This window comes from Actinoplanes sp. NPDC049802 (genome assembly GCF_040656595.1).
In the GTDB taxonomy this organism is placed as follows: Bacteria; Actinomycetota; Actinomycetes; order Mycobacteriales; family Micromonosporaceae; genus Actinoplanes.
This window is the reverse complement of the sequence record NZ_JBFAMR010000003.1, coordinates 31,521-48,907: the sequence shown is the minus strand read 5'-3', so window position 1 is coordinate 48,907 and position 17,387 is coordinate 31,521. Positions and strand designations below refer to the sequence as shown.

The 17,387-nt window shown below is 71.7% G+C and carries 14 protein-coding genes; 10 read left to right on the top strand and 4 right to left on the bottom strand.

The features are described from left to right. Nucleotides 1-8: 8 nt before the first annotated feature. Nucleotides 9-197: a hypothetical protein gene (locus AB0I88_RS02880; RefSeq protein ID WP_361017969.1), complete on the top strand. Its 189-nt coding sequence runs from the start codon at nucleotides 9-11 to the stop codon at nucleotides 195-197. 215 nt (nucleotides 198-412) lie between these two features. Beyond that, the gene (locus tag AB0I88_RS02875) at nucleotides 413-1,951 is read left to right on the top strand and encodes an ATP-dependent DNA ligase (protein ID WP_361017615.1); all 1,539 of its coding nucleotides are present in this window, start codon (nucleotides 413-415) and stop codon (nucleotides 1,949-1,951) included. Between the two features lie 185 nt (nucleotides 1,952-2,136). On the opposite strand, the gene AB0I88_RS02870 is transcribed toward AB0I88_RS02875, so the two are convergent. Both AB0I88_RS02870 and AB0I88_RS02865 read right to left on the bottom strand, forming a co-directional pair. After that, nucleotides 2,137-2,568: a hypothetical protein gene (locus AB0I88_RS02870; protein WP_361017614.1), complete on the bottom strand. Its 432-nt coding sequence runs from the start codon at nucleotides 2,566-2,568 to the stop codon at nucleotides 2,137-2,139. Between the two features lie 110 nt (nucleotides 2,569-2,678). After that, nucleotides 2,679-3,644: an SURF1 family protein gene (locus AB0I88_RS02865; RefSeq protein ID WP_361017612.1), complete on the bottom strand. Its 966-nt coding sequence runs from the start codon at nucleotides 3,642-3,644 to the stop codon at nucleotides 2,679-2,681. 136 nt (nucleotides 3,645-3,780) lie between these two features. Between AB0I88_RS02865 and AB0I88_RS02860 the strand changes: the two genes are divergently transcribed. Together AB0I88_RS02860 and AB0I88_RS02855 are read left to right on the top strand one after the other, a co-directional pair. Beyond that, the gene (locus tag AB0I88_RS02860; protein ID WP_361017610.1) at nucleotides 3,781-6,132 is read left to right on the top strand and encodes a cobyrinate a,c-diamide synthase; all 2,352 of its coding nucleotides are present in this window, start codon (nucleotides 3,781-3,783) and stop codon (nucleotides 6,130-6,132) included. A 361-nt stretch (nucleotides 6,133-6,493) separates the two neighbouring features. After that, complete coding sequence (locus AB0I88_RS02855) at nucleotides 6,494-7,135, top strand: TIGR03086 family metal-binding protein (protein ID WP_361017608.1); 642 nt, start codon at nucleotides 6,494-6,496, stop codon at nucleotides 7,133-7,135. 118 nt (nucleotides 7,136-7,253) lie between these two features. On the opposite strand, the gene AB0I88_RS02850 is transcribed toward AB0I88_RS02855, so the two are convergent. Continuing rightward, complete coding sequence (locus AB0I88_RS02850) at nucleotides 7,254-9,398, bottom strand: transglycosylase domain-containing protein (RefSeq protein ID WP_361017606.1); 2,145 nt, start codon at nucleotides 9,396-9,398, stop codon at nucleotides 7,254-7,256. Nucleotides 9,399-9,424: 26 nt separating this feature from the next. Here AB0I88_RS02850 and cobC point away from each other — a divergent pair, with 26 nt between their 5' ends. Genes cobC through cobA form a run of 3 tightly spaced genes read left to right on the top strand, consistent with a single transcriptional unit; the run spans nucleotide 9,425 to nucleotide 12,788 of the window. Further along, the gene (gene cobC / locus AB0I88_RS02845) at nucleotides 9,425-10,534 is read left to right on the top strand and encodes an Rv2231c family pyridoxal phosphate-dependent protein CobC (protein ID WP_361017604.1); all 1,110 of its coding nucleotides are present in this window, start codon (nucleotides 9,425-9,427) and stop codon (nucleotides 10,532-10,534) included. Next, nucleotides 10,531-11,583 carry a nicotinate-nucleotide--dimethylbenzimidazole phosphoribosyltransferase gene (gene cobT / locus AB0I88_RS02840; RefSeq protein WP_361017602.1) on the top strand — a complete coding sequence of 351 codons (1,053 nt, stop codon included), beginning with the start codon at nucleotides 10,531-10,533 and terminating at the stop codon, nucleotides 11,581-11,583. Before cobC ends, cobT begins: the two co-directional genes overlap by 4 nt. Beyond that, nucleotides 11,580-12,788 (top strand): uroporphyrinogen-III C-methyltransferase, encoded by a 1,209-nt coding sequence (cobA, locus tag AB0I88_RS02835; protein ID WP_361017601.1) that lies wholly within the window; start codon nucleotides 11,580-11,582, stop codon nucleotides 12,786-12,788. Before cobT ends, cobA begins: the two co-directional genes overlap by 4 nt. Before the next feature lie 132 nt (nucleotides 12,789-12,920). Here cobA and AB0I88_RS02830 read toward each other — a convergent pair whose 3' ends face one another. Then, nucleotides 12,921-14,327, bottom strand: a complete 1,407-nt coding sequence (locus AB0I88_RS02830) for a trehalose-6-phosphate synthase (protein WP_361017599.1) — start codon at nucleotides 14,325-14,327, stop codon at nucleotides 12,921-12,923. 138 nt (nucleotides 14,328-14,465) lie between these two features. Between AB0I88_RS02830 and AB0I88_RS02825 the strand changes: the two genes are divergently transcribed. The 3 genes from AB0I88_RS02825 (at nucleotide 14,466) to AB0I88_RS02815 (ending at nucleotide 17,208) form a co-directional block, all read left to right on the top strand. Then, a complete protein-coding gene (locus AB0I88_RS02825) occupies nucleotides 14,466-14,969 on the top strand; it encodes a hypothetical protein (RefSeq protein ID WP_361017597.1) in 504 nt (167 codons plus the stop codon). 142 nt (nucleotides 14,970-15,111) lie between these two features. Then, nucleotides 15,112-16,788 carry an energy-dependent translational throttle protein EttA gene (ettA, locus tag AB0I88_RS02820; RefSeq protein ID WP_361017595.1) on the top strand — a complete coding sequence of 559 codons (1,677 nt, stop codon included), beginning with the start codon at nucleotides 15,112-15,114 and terminating at the stop codon, nucleotides 16,786-16,788. Nucleotides 16,789-16,800: 12 nt separating this feature from the next. Then, nucleotides 16,801-17,208 carry a thioesterase family protein gene (locus AB0I88_RS02815; RefSeq protein ID WP_361017594.1) on the top strand — a complete coding sequence of 136 codons (408 nt, stop codon included), beginning with the start codon at nucleotides 16,801-16,803 and terminating at the stop codon, nucleotides 17,206-17,208. Nucleotides 17,209-17,387: the final 179 nt, after the last annotated feature.

Here is a 17,387-nt window from a genome sequence, read left to right as displayed (position 1 = left end):
TCGAGTCGATCGCCCGGCTCCGCGCCGCCGCCCACGCGCTCGGAGACGTCGACGTCTCCGGGTGGGACGACGCCACTCTCACCGATCACCTCGACGACCTCTCCCGGGTGCTGTGCACGCTCGACTTCGAGCTGGCCCGGGTCGCCGACGCGGTCCGCGCCCGCGGCTTCCGCATCGAGGAGCCCAGGGCCGCATGACAGTCCAGACTCCGTCCTACCGCCACGCCGTCGTCGCGGCCCCTCCCGGATGTTCGGGCGAAGCACCCACCCGCGGGCCGGGCGCCGGTGAGCGGGCCGGGAGCCTCCCGGCGCCGGCCGGAGGTCTGGCGCGTCGGCCCGCGTGTCCGGCGCAAAGGCGTCGGCGAAGCATCCCCGTGCGTGAGGGGACACGAAAGACGTGACCGGCTGTCAGGATGGGAATCGTGCGGTTCATCGACATAGCGGCCACCTCGGCGGCCGTCACCGCGACATCGGGACGGAAAGCCAAGATCGAGCTGGTTGCCGGGGCGCTGCGGCGCCTGGACCCGGGCGAGATCGTCGCCGGGGCCGCCTACCTGGCAGGTGAGCTGCGGCAGCGGCAGACCGGTGTGGGTTATGCGTCGCTGCGTGAGCGGCCACCCGCCGCCGCGGAGGCGACCCTCACCGTCGCCGGGGTCGACGCCGCGATCCAGGAGATCTCGACCGTCGCCGGGGCCGGTTCGCAGGCCCGCCGCAAGCAACTGCTCGGCGCCCTCTTCGCCGCCGCCACAGGCGAGGAGCAGCGGCTGCTCGTCGGCCTGTTCAGCGGTGAGCTGCGCCAGGGCGCTCAGACCGGGCTGCTGGCCGAGGCGGTCGCCCTGGCGGCCGAGGTGCCCGCCACCGCGGTCCGCCGGGCCCTGCTGCTCTGCGGCGACATCAAGACGGTGGCCGCGGCCGCGCTCGGCGGTGGCGCGGCCGCGCTCGCCGGGATACAGCTGCGGGTCGGCACCCCGCTCAGCCCGATGCTGGCCAGCAGCGCGCCCGACGTTGCGGCCGCCCTCGTCGCCACCGGCGCCCCGGCAGTGGTCGACACGAAACTCGACGGCATCCGCATCCAGGTGCACCGATCCGGCGAAGAGGTGGCCGTCTACACCCGCAGCCTCGACGACATCACCGCCCGGCTGCCCGAGGTGGTCGCCGCGGTTCGTGAGCTGCCGCTGCGCGAGGCGATTCTCGACGGCGAGGCCATGGCGCTCGACGAGACCGGGCGGCCCCGCCCGTTCCAGGAGACGTCGAGCCGCGCGGCGACGCGGGGCGCCCCGGCGAGCGGTCTCCGGCCGTACTTCTTCGATCTGCTGCACCTCGACGGCGCCGACCTGCTAGACCAACCCGGCCGGGTGAGATGGGCGGCCCTGGCCGACACGCTGCCGGACCCCCTCATCGTCGGCCGCACCGAAGCCCGGACCGGGGAACAGGCCGCCGCCGCGTTCGCCGCCGCCCTCGCCGCCGGGCAGGAAGGCGTCGTGATCAAGGCACCTGACGCGCCCTACGACGTGGGCCGCCGGGGCGCCGCCTGGGTCAAGGTGAAACCACGCCACACCCTCGACCTGGTCGTCCTCGCCGTCGAGTGGGGCAGCGGCCGCCGGCGCGGCCGGCTCTCCAACCTGCACCTCGGAGCGCGTGACCCGGAGACCGGCGGGTTCGTGATGCTCGGCAAGACGTTCAAGGGGCTCACCGACGAGCTGCTGCGCTGGCAGACCGAGCGATTCAAGGAATTGGCCGTCTCCGACGACGGCTGGGTGGTCCGGGTCCGGCCGGAACAGGTCGTGGAGATCGCCTTCGACGGCGTTCAGACGTCACCCCGCTACCCGGGCGGGGTCGCCCTGCGATTCGCCCGGGTACTCCGCTACCGCGACGACAAGACCGCCGCCGAAGCCGACACCATCGACATGGTGCGGGCACTGCACCCCGGAGCCGCCGCCACCGGCGTCTGAGACTCACGGCGACTGCGACAACGGCCTGCCGGGTTCGTGCCCTGCCGGGTTCGTGCCCTGTCGGGTTCTCGTGGGCTGCCGGGTTCGAGGGCTGCCGGGTTCGTGTCAGCGAAAGGCGAGATTCGCGGGGCCGACATCGCGGGGGCCGGCACGGGTCGCCGCCACCGGGACGGGTGGGCCCGGTCCTAGATCGCCGCCAGGCTGCGGACGTAGTTGACCTGCTGGTTGATCGACGCCACGTCGCCTTCGCGACCGACCGGGACGCGGGCCACATACTGATGGGCGCCGCTGGTCACGGTGACGTGCACCGTGCCCTTCGGAACCGTCTCCTTGACCAGCAGGAGCAGCAGGCTGAGGCCGCCGGTCGGGCAGATCGCGACGAAAGCCGCGACCTTCGCCCACATCGGTGTACGCCGCTGGGAAAGCCAGTGATCGGTGACATGCCATCGGGAACCGGCGAGCGGCAGATCACCCACCGGCGTCCGGACCAGCGTCGACGTGACGTGAATCTCAGCGATCTCCACGATGACCGGGCCGGTGGGTGCCGGAAGCGCCGGACTCTCCGGCTCCGGCGAGGGAGCGGGCGCGCCCCACGGATCACCAGGCGGGAAGGTCATGCCGTCAGCCTATTCGCCCTCCCCGATCGCCGCGAGGCGGCGCTCGGGGTGCCTGTCACCCTCCTACCTCGATCCGGCGATTCGCCGGCGTTCCGGGCGCGGCCGGGACGCTAGTCGCTCTCCGGCCGGTCCGCGGTCGCGGTCGTGGCCCGCGAAGCGGCCCGCTGGTCGGCTTCTTCGACCCGGTCGCGTGAGGCGGCCCGCTGGTCGGCTTCTTCGACCCGGTCGCGTGAGGCGGCCCGCTGGTCGGCTTCTTCGACCCGGTCGCGGGGCCGGTGGGTCTTCTTCGCGGGCCGGGCGCCTGCCGGGCCACCGGAACCACCCACCGACTCCTGGGCCTCGCGGCGGGCCTGCCAGCCGAACAGGACGTAGACCATCCCGGCGAAGATCCACCACTGGACGGCGTAACCACCGTTCTGCCAGGAGTCCTCGTGCGGGATCGGGATCGCGACGAACGCCGGATCGGCGGCCGGGGTCTGCTCCGTCAGAAGGACATACGCCCCGTACACCGGGAAGGGAAGCTCGGTGGCGAGGCGCGGCACGTTGATCCGCCGGGTGTCCAGGCGGCCGTCCCGGCGGTCAACCGGCGCGGGTCGGCTTTCCGACAGGTGAATCTGCCCGACGACCGTCACCTGCCCGGTCGGGGCGGCCGGGACCTCAGGTGCGGCGAGCGCACCGCCCGGCGGCGCCGGCACCCAGCCGCGGTCCACCAGAACCGCCGTGCCGTCCTCCAGGACGAGCGGCGTGAGGATCTCGAAACCGACCTTGCTGCCCACCGTGCGACCCCGCGCCTGGATCTCGTTGGCCGGGTCGTAGCGGCCGCTGAGGGTCACCTTTGTCCAGGCCAGCGCCTCTCCGGGGGCCGCGCCCGGTGTGCCCGCGGCGGTCGGCGCGGCAAGGACCGACGTCAATGCGACGGGATCGACGGCGTTCGCCGCGTCGATCCGCTCGTTGATGGCAGTGCGTTCCTGATACCGGTGCAACTGCCAGTTGCCGAGCACGACCATCACCATCGAGGCGACGACGGTGAGCGCGGCCGCGGCCAGCCAGCGGGGGGTCAGCAGGAACCGGTACACCCCCTGAGGCTACCCGGCGAGGCGGTGGACCCTGCCGCAGCCAGGTAGTCTGCGAGATCCGGCAGTCGACGAGATGTGGCGGCAGCCTGCGGAATCCTCGGGGGAGACATTGATCACCGCCCAGCCTCGTCTGGTCGTGAGCGCGCCGTCGTCCGGCCACGGCAAGACGGCGATCGCCGTGGGACTGCTCGCCGCGCTCAGCGGACGGGGCATCCCGACCGCGGGCTTCAAGGTCGGCCCGGATCACACCGATGCGGCGTACCTCGGATTGGCGGCCGGACGGCCCGGCCGCAACCTCGACCCACGTCTGGTCGGCGCGCAGCGTGTCGCGCCTCTCTTCGCGCACGGCGCGTCGGGTGCCCAGGTCACCGTCATCGAGGGCGCGATGGGCCTGTTCGACAGCCTCACCGGCCAGCCGGAGGTCGACGGCACCGCATCGGTCGCGGCCGCCCTGCGCGCCCCGGTCGTGCTCGTGGTGGACGTCGCCGCGATGGGTCATTCGCTGGCTGCCCTCGTGCACGGCTTCCGGATGTTCGACGAGATGGTGCATCTGGGCGGCGTCATCCTGAACCGGGTCGCCTCCGAACGGCACGAGCAGATGCTGCGCAGCGCGATGGACGACATCGGCATGCCGGTGCTCGGCGCCTTGCACCGCGGTGACCTTCCCAACGTGTTGCCCGCCCGGTCGCACGGGCTCGTCCCGGTCGCGCACCGGACCGTCGAGGCAGGCCGCGCCGTGCGCCGCCTCGGCGAGGCGGTGTCGAGCGCCCTCGACATGGACCGGCTGATGGCGCTGGCCGCGTCCGCGCCGCCGATACCGGGCCCACTGTGGTCCCCGGCCGAGGCAGCCGGGGACGTCCAGTTCGATCAGCGGCCCCTGATCGCCCTGGCCGGCGGCCAGGGCGCCCCTTACACCTATGTCGAGACTGTGGAGTTGCTCACCGCCGCCGGCGCCGACGTCGCGGTCGTCGACCCGCTGCGCGACGAGGCGCTGCCTCCGGGCACGCGCGGCCTGGTGGTGGGCGCGGGCCTCCCGGAGGGGTACGCGGAAGAGCTCTCCGCCAATCGCCGCCTCTGCTCGGCGGTCGCCCAGTTCGCCCGCGACGGCTGGCCGGTGGTGGCCGAGGGTGTCGCCCTGCCGTGGCTCGGCCGGGAACTCGACGGGCGCCCCATGTGCGGGGTCCTCGACGCCACCGCCACCACCGGGGAGCAGACCGTCGCCGGCTACCGCGAGGCGACCGCCCCCGGCACGTCGGTGCTGGCCCCCGCGGGCGCCCGGATCACCGGTTACAAGCAGCACCGCGCGGTCGTCGCCCCGCGGTCCGGCGCGAACCCGGCCTGGACCTGGTCCGGCGGCAACCCGGAAGGCTTCGTCTGGCGCCAGGTGCACGCCTCCCAGTTGGGCCTGCACTGGGCCGCCGCCCCGGAGATCGCCCGCCGTCTCGTCGCCGCCGCGCACGCCGGCCCGCAAGGCGCCGCGTCGCCGGGCCAGCCCGTTGCCCCACCGCCCGGGGTGCCGTCCGGCCCGCCGCAGGGTATGACGATCGGCTCCTCGCACGGCATGCCCTCGGGTGTTCCGTCCGGCCCGCCGGGAATGTCTCCCGCCGGTCACCCGGGCATGGTGCCGGCCGGCGCCGGCCTTCCGCCGGTCCAGGGTTCTCCGCCCGGAGCGGGCCCGAGCGGCCCGCCCGCCCAAGGCGCCCCGGAAACGGTCGTGCTGACCGCCCCGGGCCCGCTTCCGGCGGGTGCGCCGCAAAGCATGATGCACCCATCTCACAACGCTTCCGGTGCGGGTCAGGCCGGTTCCACGGCGGAGATGTACGGCCCGGGCCACGGCAACGGCGGCCCGGACGTGTTCGGCCAGGACTTCCCCGCCCCGGGCCTGCCCGGCCACGGCAACACGGGCCCGGAGATGTTCGGTCGTGACTTCCCGGGACCGGGCAGGCCGGGCCCGGATTTCGCCGGCCCGGACGGGTTCGGCCGAGACCTCCCTGGCCCGGGCAGGCCGGTACAGGACTTCCCCGGTCCGGGCAGGCCGGGACAGGACTTCCCCGGCCCGGGCATGTTCGGTCCGGAGTTCCCCGGCTCTGACGTGCCCGGCCAGGGTGTTTCGGGGCCGGGACATCCCGGCCTCCGCGGTCCCGGACCGGACCACGCCGGCACTGGGGTTCCCGGCGGACCGGGGCGTTCGGGGCCCGGCCCTTCCGGCCCCGGCCCGTCCGCCCCGGGTGGGTTCGGGCCTCGCCCCGGCATTCCCGGTCAGGGGATGCCGACCAGTCCCGGCCCCGCTTTCCCGCCCGGCCAGGGCATGCCCCCGTCCTCCAGCCCGATCGTGCTGCAGGGACAGGTGCTGCCGCCGGCGGGCCACCCGGGCAACGGCAGATCATCCGGCCCCGACATGCCGGGCCCGGACCACGGGATGCCGCCGGGCCCGGGCAGTTCACACCCGGACGACCACCCCGCCCCCGATTTCCCCGAGCGGTCCTGACAAGACTGTTCCTGCCGGCCGCAACGGTCATCCGGCGGAGCAGGTTGCGGCGGCCGGCCTTCGGCGGCCGTCTGCCGGGCGTGGGTTGTGGCGGCTGGTTCCGGCGAGCCTCGGCGGGCGCCTGGCGGCAGCGGGGCCGGTAGTGGCGAGTTCCCGCCCGGAGAGTGGGTCCTCCGGGCGGTGGCACGTGCCGCCGCCCGGCCGAGGCGGTTGAGCCCGGCCCGTCCGCGGCGGTCGGAGCGGCGGCGGTACGGGTTTCGCCGCAGGAAGCGACCCAGCGTGCGAAAGGCCGGATCACAGCCTGCGAAGTTGTCGCACCCCCCTCGTACCGTGAGGCTACGAGAACCGAAGGAGGTGGATCGTGGCCGATCGTGTGCCGCTGGATTTCGACCCGCCGGTTCGTCAGATCCGAGCCCTGCTGTTGGGCGTCGACGACCGTGACCTGACCGCGCCGACGCCCTGCCCGGGCTGGCCGGTGGCCGCGCTGCTCGATCATCTGATGGGTCTGGCGCACGCCTTCACCCTGACCGCCCGGAAACGTTCGGGTGGGCCGGGCGTCGACGGCCCACCACCTGAGCCGTCCGCCGCACATCTGTCACGCCACTGGCGCAGCCGCCTCCCGGTGCTGCTGGCCGAGCTGTCCATCGCTTGGAAGGATCCGGCCGCCTGGAGCGGCACAGCCCAGGCGGGTGGCGTCACGTTGCCCGCCACCGCGATGGGTGCCGTCGCGATGAATGAGCTGGTCATGCATGGTTGGGATCTGGCTCGCGCCACCGGCCAGGACTATGCGGCCGACCCGCGCACCCTGGAGCACTTGATCGAGTTCCTCGGTCAAGGCCCCGCCGAGGGCAGTCCTGACCGGTTCGGCCCCCGCGTTCCGGTCGATCCGGAGGAGGACCTGCTCGCCCAGGCGGTCGGTCTGGCCGGTCGCGACCCGGCTTGGCGCCCACCCCGCCGCCACCCGGCTCACGCTCCCCGACCAGCCGTCCCGGCCCTCGACTGACGACGCGGGCCGTCGGGTGAACACGACCGGCGACCGCCGGGTGAACGTCGACCGGCGACCGGCGCCCGGCCGTCTGGTGAACGCCGCCGGCGATGGGTGTCACGCACCACGCCGCGGGTCACCACCAGACGAGCTTGTCGGACGGGGGTGTGAATCTGAGTTCGGGTTCGTCCTCGAGGGCGTCCCGCAGCGTCTGGGCAACCGTGTATTTCGACATCGTCGAGCGGCCCGAGCCGACCAGATGCTCCGGGTTGTCCGGGTCCGCGACGAAGGCCGATGCCGCCAGCTGGGGGGTGTAGCCGCTGAACCAGGCGGTCTTGTTGCCGTCGGTCGTGCCGCTCTTGCCGGCGACCGGGCGTTGCAGGACGCCGTACACCATCTCGGAGGTGCCCCAGCCGCAGCCGCCGCGGGCCGCCCCGTAGCCGGTCACACAGCGGGCCGCATCGGTGGCCGCGCGGGCCACGTTGGTCTTGACGGCCTGGTGGCAGCGGGGCTCGGCGATCAGCCGTTCGCCGTGGACGGCGTGGGAGCCGTCGGGGTCGCGGATGCTGATCACCGGCAGCGGCTCGCAGTAGCGGCCTTCCGCGGCCAGGGTGGCGAAGACGTTCGCGATCTCGACCGGGGTGGCGTCGCTGACACCGAGGGTGAAGGCGCCCCAACCGGAGGCGTGTTCCTTGGTGGCGAGTCTCTTGTCGACGGCGGTCCGCCAGCGCAGCCCGAGACGTTCCGCCATGCGTACCGCCTTGTCCGCGCCGACGCGTTGTTCCAGCTGCACGAAGTAGGTGTTGACCGATTTGCCGAATCCGCTCCACATGTTCTGTGTGCCGGTCATCGATTCGCTGGAGTTCTTCGGGCACCAGTGGATGCCGCAGGTGGCCGGCCCGGGCGCGGTGATGTAACGGGAGACGAACCGTTGCGGCGAGTAGAAGGAGGTGGACAGCGGCAGCCCGGCTTCCAGGGCGGCCAGCATGGTGAAGATCTTGAAGGTGGATCCGGCCTGGTAACCGGCCATGTCACCGCCGCCGAGCAGCGGGTTGACCGTGTTGGGGTAGTTGCCTTTCACGTCGTCGTCCTGCCGCCGGTCGCTGTGCCGGCCGTTCTTCTCCTGGTCGAGGGAGTAGGTCCGGTTGACGGCCATGCTCAGCACCCGGCCGGTGCCGGGCTGGACGACGACCTGCCCGTGGGCGAAGGGGCTGCGGCGTCCTTCCTTCTCCAGGACGTGGCGCATCGCGTACCGCTGGATCTTGGGGTCGATGGAGGTGACCACCCGGTAGCCGCCGCGGCGCAGCTCGGCCTCGCGTTCCTGGGGGGTGCGGCCGAAGGCCGGTTGTTCCCGCCACCAGCTCTTGAAGTAGTCGCAGAAGAAGCCCCAGTCGTTGTGTTTCGGGGACACGGAGACGCAGTCGTTGGGCGGGGTGCTCAGCTTGAGTTTGATCTTCGTTCGGTGGGCGGTGGCGGCCTGCTCGGCGGTGATCGCGTTCATCTTGAGCATCTGATCGATGACGTAGTTGCGGCGTTCCAGGGCGGCGCGCCGGTCCTTGGTGGCCGGATCGTAGGCGGAGGGCGCCTTGACGAGCCCGGCGAGCAGGGCCGCCTCGGTGAGGCTGAGGTCGCGTGGCGCCTTGGAGAAGAAGACCTGGGAGGCGGCGAAGATGCCGTAGGCGCGGTGGCCGTAGTAGGCGGCGTTCAGATACCGCTCGAGGATCTCGTCCTTGCTGAGCCGTTGTTCGACCTCGACGGCGAGGCGCATCTCACGCAGTTTGCGGGTGGCGGTCTGTTCGGTGGCCTCGAGCGCCTCGCTGGGCGTCTTGGCGCTGTCCCGCAGCGCCATCCGGACGTATTGCATGGTGAGCGTGGACGCGCCCTGGGAGACGCCGCCGGCCTTCTGGTTGGCGACGAACGCGCGGGCCACACCTTTCGGGTCGACGCCGTTGTGCTCGTAGAAGCGGGCGTCCTCGGATGCCACGATCGCCTTGATCATGTATGGCGACATGTCGGCGAGCGCCGTGTGCTTGCGGTGTTCCTCGTAGAACATGGTGAGCAGCGTCTTGCCGTCGGCCGCGTAGACGTAGGTGGTCTGGGCCGGGGGCGCCTCGGTGAGCTGTTCGGGCATGTTCTCCAGGGCTTCGGAGCCGGCTTTGACCCCCATCCCGGCCAGCGCGGCGAAGGGGTAGGAGAGCCCGGCGAGGACCAGGCCCGCGATGAGGCCGGCCCGGATCAGGAGGGCGACTCTTCCGGCTACGGTTAGGCGTCGGCTCGTCACTCTTCGAAGGTAAGACAAACGGCCTCATGTTCGCCCGGAACGGCCGAAGTGTGGCCTCGAAGGCCGTCAGGCATGCTGGCCCCATGACGTTCGATCTCGATCATCACGGCGACGTCGAGGTGGGGGCGGGCCTGATCGATCTCGCGGTCAACGTGCGGCATCAGACCATGCCCGGCTGGCTGGCCGGGCCGATCGCCGAGTCGCTGGGCACACTGTCGGCGTACCCGGACGAGCGGAAGGCCACCGCGGCCGTCGCGGCCCGGCACCGCCGGGACCCGGGCGAGGTGCTGCTCACGGCGGGCGCCGCCCAGGGCTTCGTGCTGCTGGCGCAGGCGTTGCGCGGGGCCCGGCGGCCGGTGGTGGTGCATCCGCAGTTCACCGAGCCGGAGGCGGCGCTGCGCAACGCCGGTCACCGGGTGGAGCGGGTGATCCTGCGTGAGCCGGACGGCTTCCGGCTCGACCCGGGCCTGGTTCCGGAGGACTCCGACCTGGTCTTCGTCGGCAACCCGACCAACCCCACCTCGGTCCTGCACGGGGCCGCGGACGTGGCGAAACTGGCCCGTCCGGGCCGGGTGCTGGTGGTCGACGAGGCGTTCGCCGACACCACCTTCCGGCCGGGCGTGCCGGGCGAGCCGGAGTCACTGGCCGACCGCGGCGACCTGCCCGGCCTGGTGGTGCTGCGCAGCCTCACCAAGACCTGGGGCCTGGCCGGGCTGCGCATCGGCTACCTGCTCGGGCCGGCCGATCTGCTGCGGCGTCTGGCCGCCGCGCAGCCGTTGTGGGCGGTCTCCACGCCGGCGCTGGCCGCGGCGACCGCCTGCGCCTCGCCGGTCGCTGTCGCGGCCGAGCGGGAGATCGCGGCGGCGCTCGCCGCCGAGCGTGCCCATCTGGTGGAACGGTTGCGGCGAGTGCCGAGCGTCACGGTTCCCGGCGACCCGGCCTCCGCTTTCGTTCCGGTACGCCTCCCCGCCGCCGATCAGATACGTACTGAGCTGCGCCGACGTGGCTACGCGGTGCGCCGTGGCGACACCTTCCCGGGACTGGGCCTCGACTGGCTCCGGATCGCGGTGCGCGACACTGCCACCACTGACGGATTCGTGCACACTCTGACCGACGTGATCGAGGAGCGACTGTGACGCTGGAGACGACCCTGAAGGCCATCCGGCCCGCCGATGACGGGGCGATGACCGCCGCCCGCGAGTTGCAGGCGCGGCTGACCAAGCCGGCCGGGTCGCTGGGCTTGCTGGAGGAGTTGTCGGTGCGCCTGGCCGGCCTGGCCGGTGTGTGCCCGCCGCCGCTGCCGGCGCCGGCGACCGTCGCGGTCTTCGCCGGTGACCACGGGGTGCACGCCCAGCGGGTGACACCGTGGCCGCAGGAGGTCACCGCGCAGATGGTGGCGAACTTCGTCGCCGGTGGGGCGGTGGTCAACGCGTTCGCCCGGCAGGTCGGCGCGGACGTCATGGTGATCGACGTCGGTGTCGCCATCCCGCTGCACGGCGGGCCGACCCTGCTGGACGCGAACGTGCGGCGCGGCACCCGGGACATGACGACCGGGCCGGCGCTGACCCGCGAGGAGGCGCTGGCCGCCGTCGAAGTCGGCATCCAGGTCGCCGGGACGCTCGTCGACCAGGGCGCCCGCGCGCTGCTCACCGGTGACATGGGCATCGCCAACACGACGCCGGCCGCCGCGCTCATCGCCGCGTTCACCGGCACGTCGGCCGCGGCGGCGACCGGGCGGGGCACCGGCGTCGACGACGAGACGTATTCCCACAAGATCTCGGTGGTGGCGGCCGCCCTCCAGCGGCACACGCCCGACCCCGCCGACCCGCTGGGTGTCCTCGCCGCGGTCGGCGGCCTGGAGCACGCCGCGCTGACCGGGTTCATCCTGGGCGCCGCCGCGCGCCGTGTGCCGGTCATCGTCGACGGTGTGATCGCTGCGTCGGCCGCGGTCGCGGCGGCGGCCTTCGCCCCGGACTCGGTGGCCGCGATGGTCGCCGGGCACCGCTCCGCCGAGCCGGGCGCCACCGTGGCGCTCGCGCACCTCGGCCTGGAACCGCTTCTCGACCTGGGCATGCGCCTGGGCGAGGGCAGCGGCGCGGTGCTCGCCCTGCCCGTCGTGTCGGCCGCCGTGCGCGTGCTGCACGAGGTGGCGACGTTCGATTCCGCGGGAGTGTCCGAGAAGTGAGCATCTATCCGTTGGGCCTGCGGCTGGAGGGCCGCCGCGTGCTGGTGGTCGGCGGGGGCACGGTCGCCACCCGCCGGGTGCCGGCGCTCATCGCGGCGGGCGCCCGGGTCGAGATCGTGGCGCCGGAGCTGACCCCCACGCTGCGGGGACACGTCGACGCCGGCCGGGCCGTCTGGACACCGCGGCGCTTCGCGCCCGGCGACGTCGAGGGCGCGTGGCTGGTCCATGTCGCGATCGACGATCCGGAGGCGGCGGCCCGGGTCAGCCTGGCGGCCGAGGAGCAACGGATCTTCTGCGTACGGGCGGACGACCGCGAAGCAGCCACCGCCTGGACCCCGGCCGTCACCCGGCACGGCCAGGTGACCGTGGCGGTGACCGACGGCGGCGACCGTCGCCGCGCCATGGCGGTGCGCGACATGGTGGCCACCGTCCTGGAGGCGACCCCGCCGGCCACCCCGGAGCTCAAGGGTGTGGCCCTGGTCGGCGCGGGCCCGGGCGACCCGGAGCTGATCACCGTGAAGGGACGCCGCCTGCTGGCCGCCGCGGACGTGGTGGTCGCCGACCGGCTGGTCCCCGGCGTGCTCCTCGGCGAGCTGCGCCCTGAGGTGGAGCTGATCGACGCCGCCAAGATCCCGTACGGTCCGCAGGCCGCCCAGGAGGAGATCAACCGGATCCTGGTCGACCGGGCCTCCCAGGGAAGGTTCGTGGTCCGGCTCAAGGGCGGCGACAACTTCGTCTTCGGCCGCGGCGGCGAGGAGGCCCTCGCCTGTGCCCTGGCCGGCGTGCCGGTGCAGGTGGTTCCCGGTGTGACCAGCTCGATCGCCGCGCCCGCGCTGGCCGGTATCCCGGTCACCCACCGCGGGGTGGCGCACGAGTTCACCGTCATCTCCGGGCACATCCCGCCGGATCACCCGGACACGCTCGTCGACTGGGCGGCGCTGGCCCGGATGCGCGGCACCGTGGTGGTGATGATGGGCCTGAAGAACCTGCCGAGGATCGCGGAGCGGTTGATCGCCGAGGGACGCTCGGCGCAGACCCCGGTCGCGGTCGTGCAGGAGGGATCGACGGCCCACCAGAGGTCCCTGACCAGCACGCTCGGCGCGGTGGCCGGGGAGACCACGGCCGCCGGGATCCGCCCGCCGGCGGTGGTCGTGATCGGCGAGGTCGTGGCGGTGGCGGAAGGCTTCACCCCGGCCGCCGGCTGAACGGCAGCCGCCGGCTGAACGGCAGTCGCCGGCTGAACGGCAGTCGCCGGCTGAACGGCAGTCGCCGGCGGACAGCGCGCGTCACCCGTACCGGGAAAGGGACGCCGGGCCGAAACGGCCCGGCGCCCGATCTCACTCCTCTGTCTTCTGCTCCCCGACGCCGAGCTCGTCGAGGAACGACTTGGCCCACCGGGCCACGTCATGGGTCCGCAGATGGCGCTGCATGACCCGCATCCGGCGTTTGAGCTCCGGCTGTTCGGCGCCGACCGCACGCAGCAGCGTGTCCTTCACCCCGTCCGGGTCGTGCGGGTTGCACAGGAACGCCTGGCGCAGCTCGGTGGCCGCCCCCGCGAACTCGCTGAGCACCAGCGCGCCACCGGTGTCGCCGCGGCAGGCCACGTACTCCTTGGCGACGAGATTCATGCCGTCGCGCAGCGGGGTCACCATCATCACGTCGGCCGCCGCGTACATCGCGGCCAGCTCCTGCTTGCTGACCGACTGGTGCAGGTAGTGCACGGCCGGCGTGCCGACCCGGCCGAACTCGCCGTTGATCCGGCCGACCTCGCGCTCGACCCGAACCCGCAGCGTCTGGTAGTGCTCGACCCGTTCCCGGCTCGGCGTGGCGACCTGCACCATCACCGCGTCACCGACGTTGAGCTTGCCGTCGGCGAGCAACTCGCGGAACGCCTTGAGACGCAGCTCGATGCCCTTGGTGTAGTCCAGCCGGTCGACGCCGAGCACGATCGTCTTCGGATCGCCCAGTTCGGCGCGGATCTGTTTGGCCCGCGCCTGCACCGCCGGATCGGCGGCGAGCCGCTCCATGTCGGCGGTGTCGATGCTGATCGGGAAGGCGCCGGCTTTGACCTCGCGCCCGTCCACCTGGATCGACTGGCCGGTGTAGCGCAGGCCGAGCAGGTGCCGGGCCAGCCGGACGAAGTTCTGCGCGGCCAGCCGCTGCTGGAAGCCGACCAGGTCGGCGCCGAGCAGGCCGCGCAGGATCTCGGCCCGGAACGGCATCTGCATGAACAGCTCGATCGGCGGGAACGGGATGTGCAGGAAGAACCCGATCCGCAGGTCCGGGCGCATCTCCCGGAGCATGGACGGAACCAGCTGCAACTGGTAGTCCTGCACCCAGACGGTGGCGCCCTCCTCGGCGACCTCCGCGGCGGCCTGCGCGAACCGGTGATTGACCACCCGGTACGTCTCCCGCCAGCGCCGTTTGTAGACGGGTGTCTCCACCGCGTCGTGGTAGAGCGGCCAGATCGTCGCGTTCGACTGGCCCTCGTAATAGCGTTCCAGTTCCTCGTCGCTGAGTGGAACCGGGTGGATGTGGATGCCCTCCAGGTCGAACGGCTCAGGCGCTTCGCCTGTCCCGCCGGCCCAGCCGATCCAGGTGCCGCGATGCTCCATGAGGACCGGGTGCAGGGCTGTGACCAGGCCGCCCGGACTGGGCCGCCACTGCTTCTCACCGTCCGGCGTAGTTACCTCGTCCACGGGCAGACGGTTGGCGACGACGACGAAGGAACTTCGTTGGGCCACGCTGAGTACACCTCCGAGTGGTTTCTGTTCCCATCGTGAGCCTACTGTGTGTAAGCTCCCGCTTTCTCACCACCTCCGCACGGCCGCCTGGACCGATGCGTGATGGACCCGCAGGGGACCGGGTGTCATCCTGTGCCCGTGACCCCGCTCGATGATCATTCCCAGCGACCGCGGCCGTTGTTCCTACCTGTGGTGATCACCACGGCGGTGCTCACGGTAGGCGGCCTGGTCACCGGGTATCTGCTGTCGCGGGATCGCGAGCCGGAGCCGGTCACGCAGGGGTCGGTCCTGCTGCCGGTCGAGCAGTTGTGCCGCCCGGAGACGCAGGTGATGGGGCAGAAGGCGGGCGCCGACGGCGAGTTGCGCCAGGTGCTGCGGGTCCGGACCGAGAGCCGTACGGTCGTGTGGATCTGCCAGGACCGGCAGGCCAACCTCTACTACCACGCCAACAAGGGTGGCGGTGAGGCCAAATGGGTGGAGAACAAGACGGCGCTGTTCCTGACCGGCGTCACACACGACGGGACGGGCCGCGAGTTCCAGGCGGTGGCCGCCGACGGCTCGACCTTCACGGTCAACGGCGACCGTCTGGTGATCACGCACGTGGACGGCCGGGTCGAGGAGCAGAAGGTCGTCGCGGAGTGACAGCCCCGGGGTTGTCGTTCGCCGCGCGGGGGCAGGTGGAAAGATTGTCCTTTGATCCCGGCACCGCCATCCAACCACCGCACCCGCCGCCCATGAGCGGACTGAAAGCCTGACAATCACGATCTCGGAGGTAGGGCACCCCGTGGCCCAGTTCATCTACGTCCTGGAAAAGGCGCGCAAGGCGCACGGCGACAAGGTCGTGCTCGACAACGTGACGCTGAACTTCCTGCCAGGCGTCAAGATCGGTGTGGTCGGCCCGAACGGCGCCGGTAAGTCCAGTCTGCTGAAAATCATGGCGGGCCTGGACACGCCGAGCAACGGCGAGGCCCGGCTCATGCCCGGTTACACCGTCGGCATGCTCGCGCAGGAGCCGCCGCTCAACGAGGAGAAGACCGTCCTCGGCAACATCGAGGAAGCGGTCGCCGAGACCAAGGCCAAGCTCGAGCGGTTCAACAAGATCGCCGAGCAGATGGCGACGGACTACACCGACGAGCTGATGGAGGAGATGGGCAAGCTCCAGGAGGAGCTGGACCACTCCAACGCGTGGGACATCGACGCCCAGCTCGAGCTGGCGATGGACGCGCTGCGCTGCCCGCCGCCGGACGCCGACGTCACCCAGCTCTCCGGTGGTGAGCGCCGCCGGGTGGCGCTGTGCAAGCTGCTGCTCGAAGCGCCCGACCTGCTGCTGCTCGACGAGCCGACCAACCACCTCGACGCCGAGAGTGTGAACTGGCTGGAGCAGCACCTGTCCAAGTACGCCGGCACGGTCATCGCGATCACCCACGACCGGTACTTCCTGGACAACGTGGCCACCTGGATCCTCGAGCTGGACCGCGGCCGCGCGTACCCGTACGAGGGCAACTACTCCACCTACCTGGACAAGAAGGCCGCCCGTCTCGCGGTGCAGGGCCGCAAGGACCAGAAGCTGCAGAAGCGCCTCACCGAGGAGCTCGAGTGGGTCCGGTCCAACGCCAAGGCCCGGCAGACCAAGAGCAAGGCCCGTCTCGAGCGGTACGAGGAGATGGCCACCGAGGCGGAGAAGACCCGGAAACTGGACTTCGAGGAGATCCAGATCCCGCCGGGCCCGCGTCTGGGCAGCACCGTCATCGAGGCACAGGACCTGGTCAAGGGCTTCGACGGCCGTGTGCTGATCGACCACCTGTCGTTCTCGCTGCCACGTAACGGCATCGTCGGCATCATCGGCCCGAACGGCGTCGGCAAGACCACCCTGTTCAAGACCATCGTCGGGCTGGAGCAGCCGGACGCCGGCTCGGTGCGGGTCGGCGAGACGGTCAAGCTGTCCTACGTCGACCAGAACCGGGCCGGCCTGGACGGCAGCAAGACCGTCTGGGAGGTCGTCTCCGACGGTCTCGACTACATGATGGTCGGCAAGGTCGAGATGCCGTCCCGCGCCTACGTCGCCGCCTTCGGCTTCAAGGGCCCGGACCAGCAGAAACCGGTCAAGGTGCTGTCCGGCGGCGAGCGGAACCGGCTCAACCTCGCGATGACGCTGAAGATCGGCGGCAACGTGATCCTGCTCGACGAGCCGACCAACGACCTGGACGTGGAGACGCTCTCCAGCCTGGAGAACGCGCTGCTCGAGTTCCCCGGTTGCGCCGTGGTCATCTCCCACGACCGGATGTTCCTGGACCGGGTCACCACCCACATGCTGGCGTGGGAGGGCACCGACGAGGACCCGGACAAGTGGTTCTGGTTCGAGGGCAACTTCGAGGCGTACGAGAAGAACAAGATCGAACGGCTGGGCGCCGAGGCGGCCCGGCCGCACCGGGTGACCTACCGCAAGCTTACCCGTGACTGATCCGGTCGGCTGATGCGTTTCACTTATGACGTGCCCGTGCGCTGGTCCGACATGGACGCGTACGGGCACGTCAACAACGCTCGCTTCCTCACCCTCTACGAGGAGGCGCGGGTGGCGATGTTCTTCGTCGGGGCCAAGGCGCACGGCCTGGGCTCCTTCGAGGAGGGCATCGTGATCGCCCGCCACGAGATCGACTACGTGCGGCCCATCGACTTCGGTGACCCGGTCCGCATCGAGATGTGGATCTCCGAGTTGCGGGCGGCGGCGTTCACGGTGTCCTACGAGCTGTTCGACGACGGGGTGCTGGCCAGCCGCGCGAAATCCGTGTGCGTGCCGTACAACCTGGTCAAGGGCCATCCGCGGCGGCTGTCCGACGCGGAGCGGGAGTTCTTGAAGCCGTACACCGAGGACCGGTCATGACTGTGCTGGCTTCGTCATGCTCTCCTGGCCCTCGCCTGCGGCGTGGTGAGCCGCTCGCCGTTGCTGCCGCTCGGTGCAGTCGATCATGACTGTGCTGGCTTCGTCATGCTCTCCTGGCCCTCGCCTGCGGCGTGGTGAGCCGCTCGCCGTTGCTGCCGCTCGGTGCAGTCGATCATGAC

Bases quoted from the DNA above. Each gene is read 5' to 3' on its own strand.
- AB0I88_RS02875 (WP_361017615.1), top strand. From the start codon at position 413: ATGGGAATCGTGCGGTTCATCGACATAGCGGCCACCTCGGCGGCCGTC.
- AB0I88_RS02870 (WP_361017614.1), bottom strand. From the start codon at position 2,568: ATGACCTTCCCGCCTGGTGATCCGTGGGGCGCGCCCGCTCCCTCGCCG.
- cobC (WP_361017604.1), top strand. From the start codon at position 9,425: ATGTTCGCCCGGAACGGCCGAAGTGTGGCCTCGAAGGCCGTCAGGCAT.
- AB0I88_RS02815 (WP_361017594.1), top strand. From the start codon at position 16,801: ATGCGTTTCACTTATGACGTGCCCGTGCGCTGGTCCGACATGGACGCG.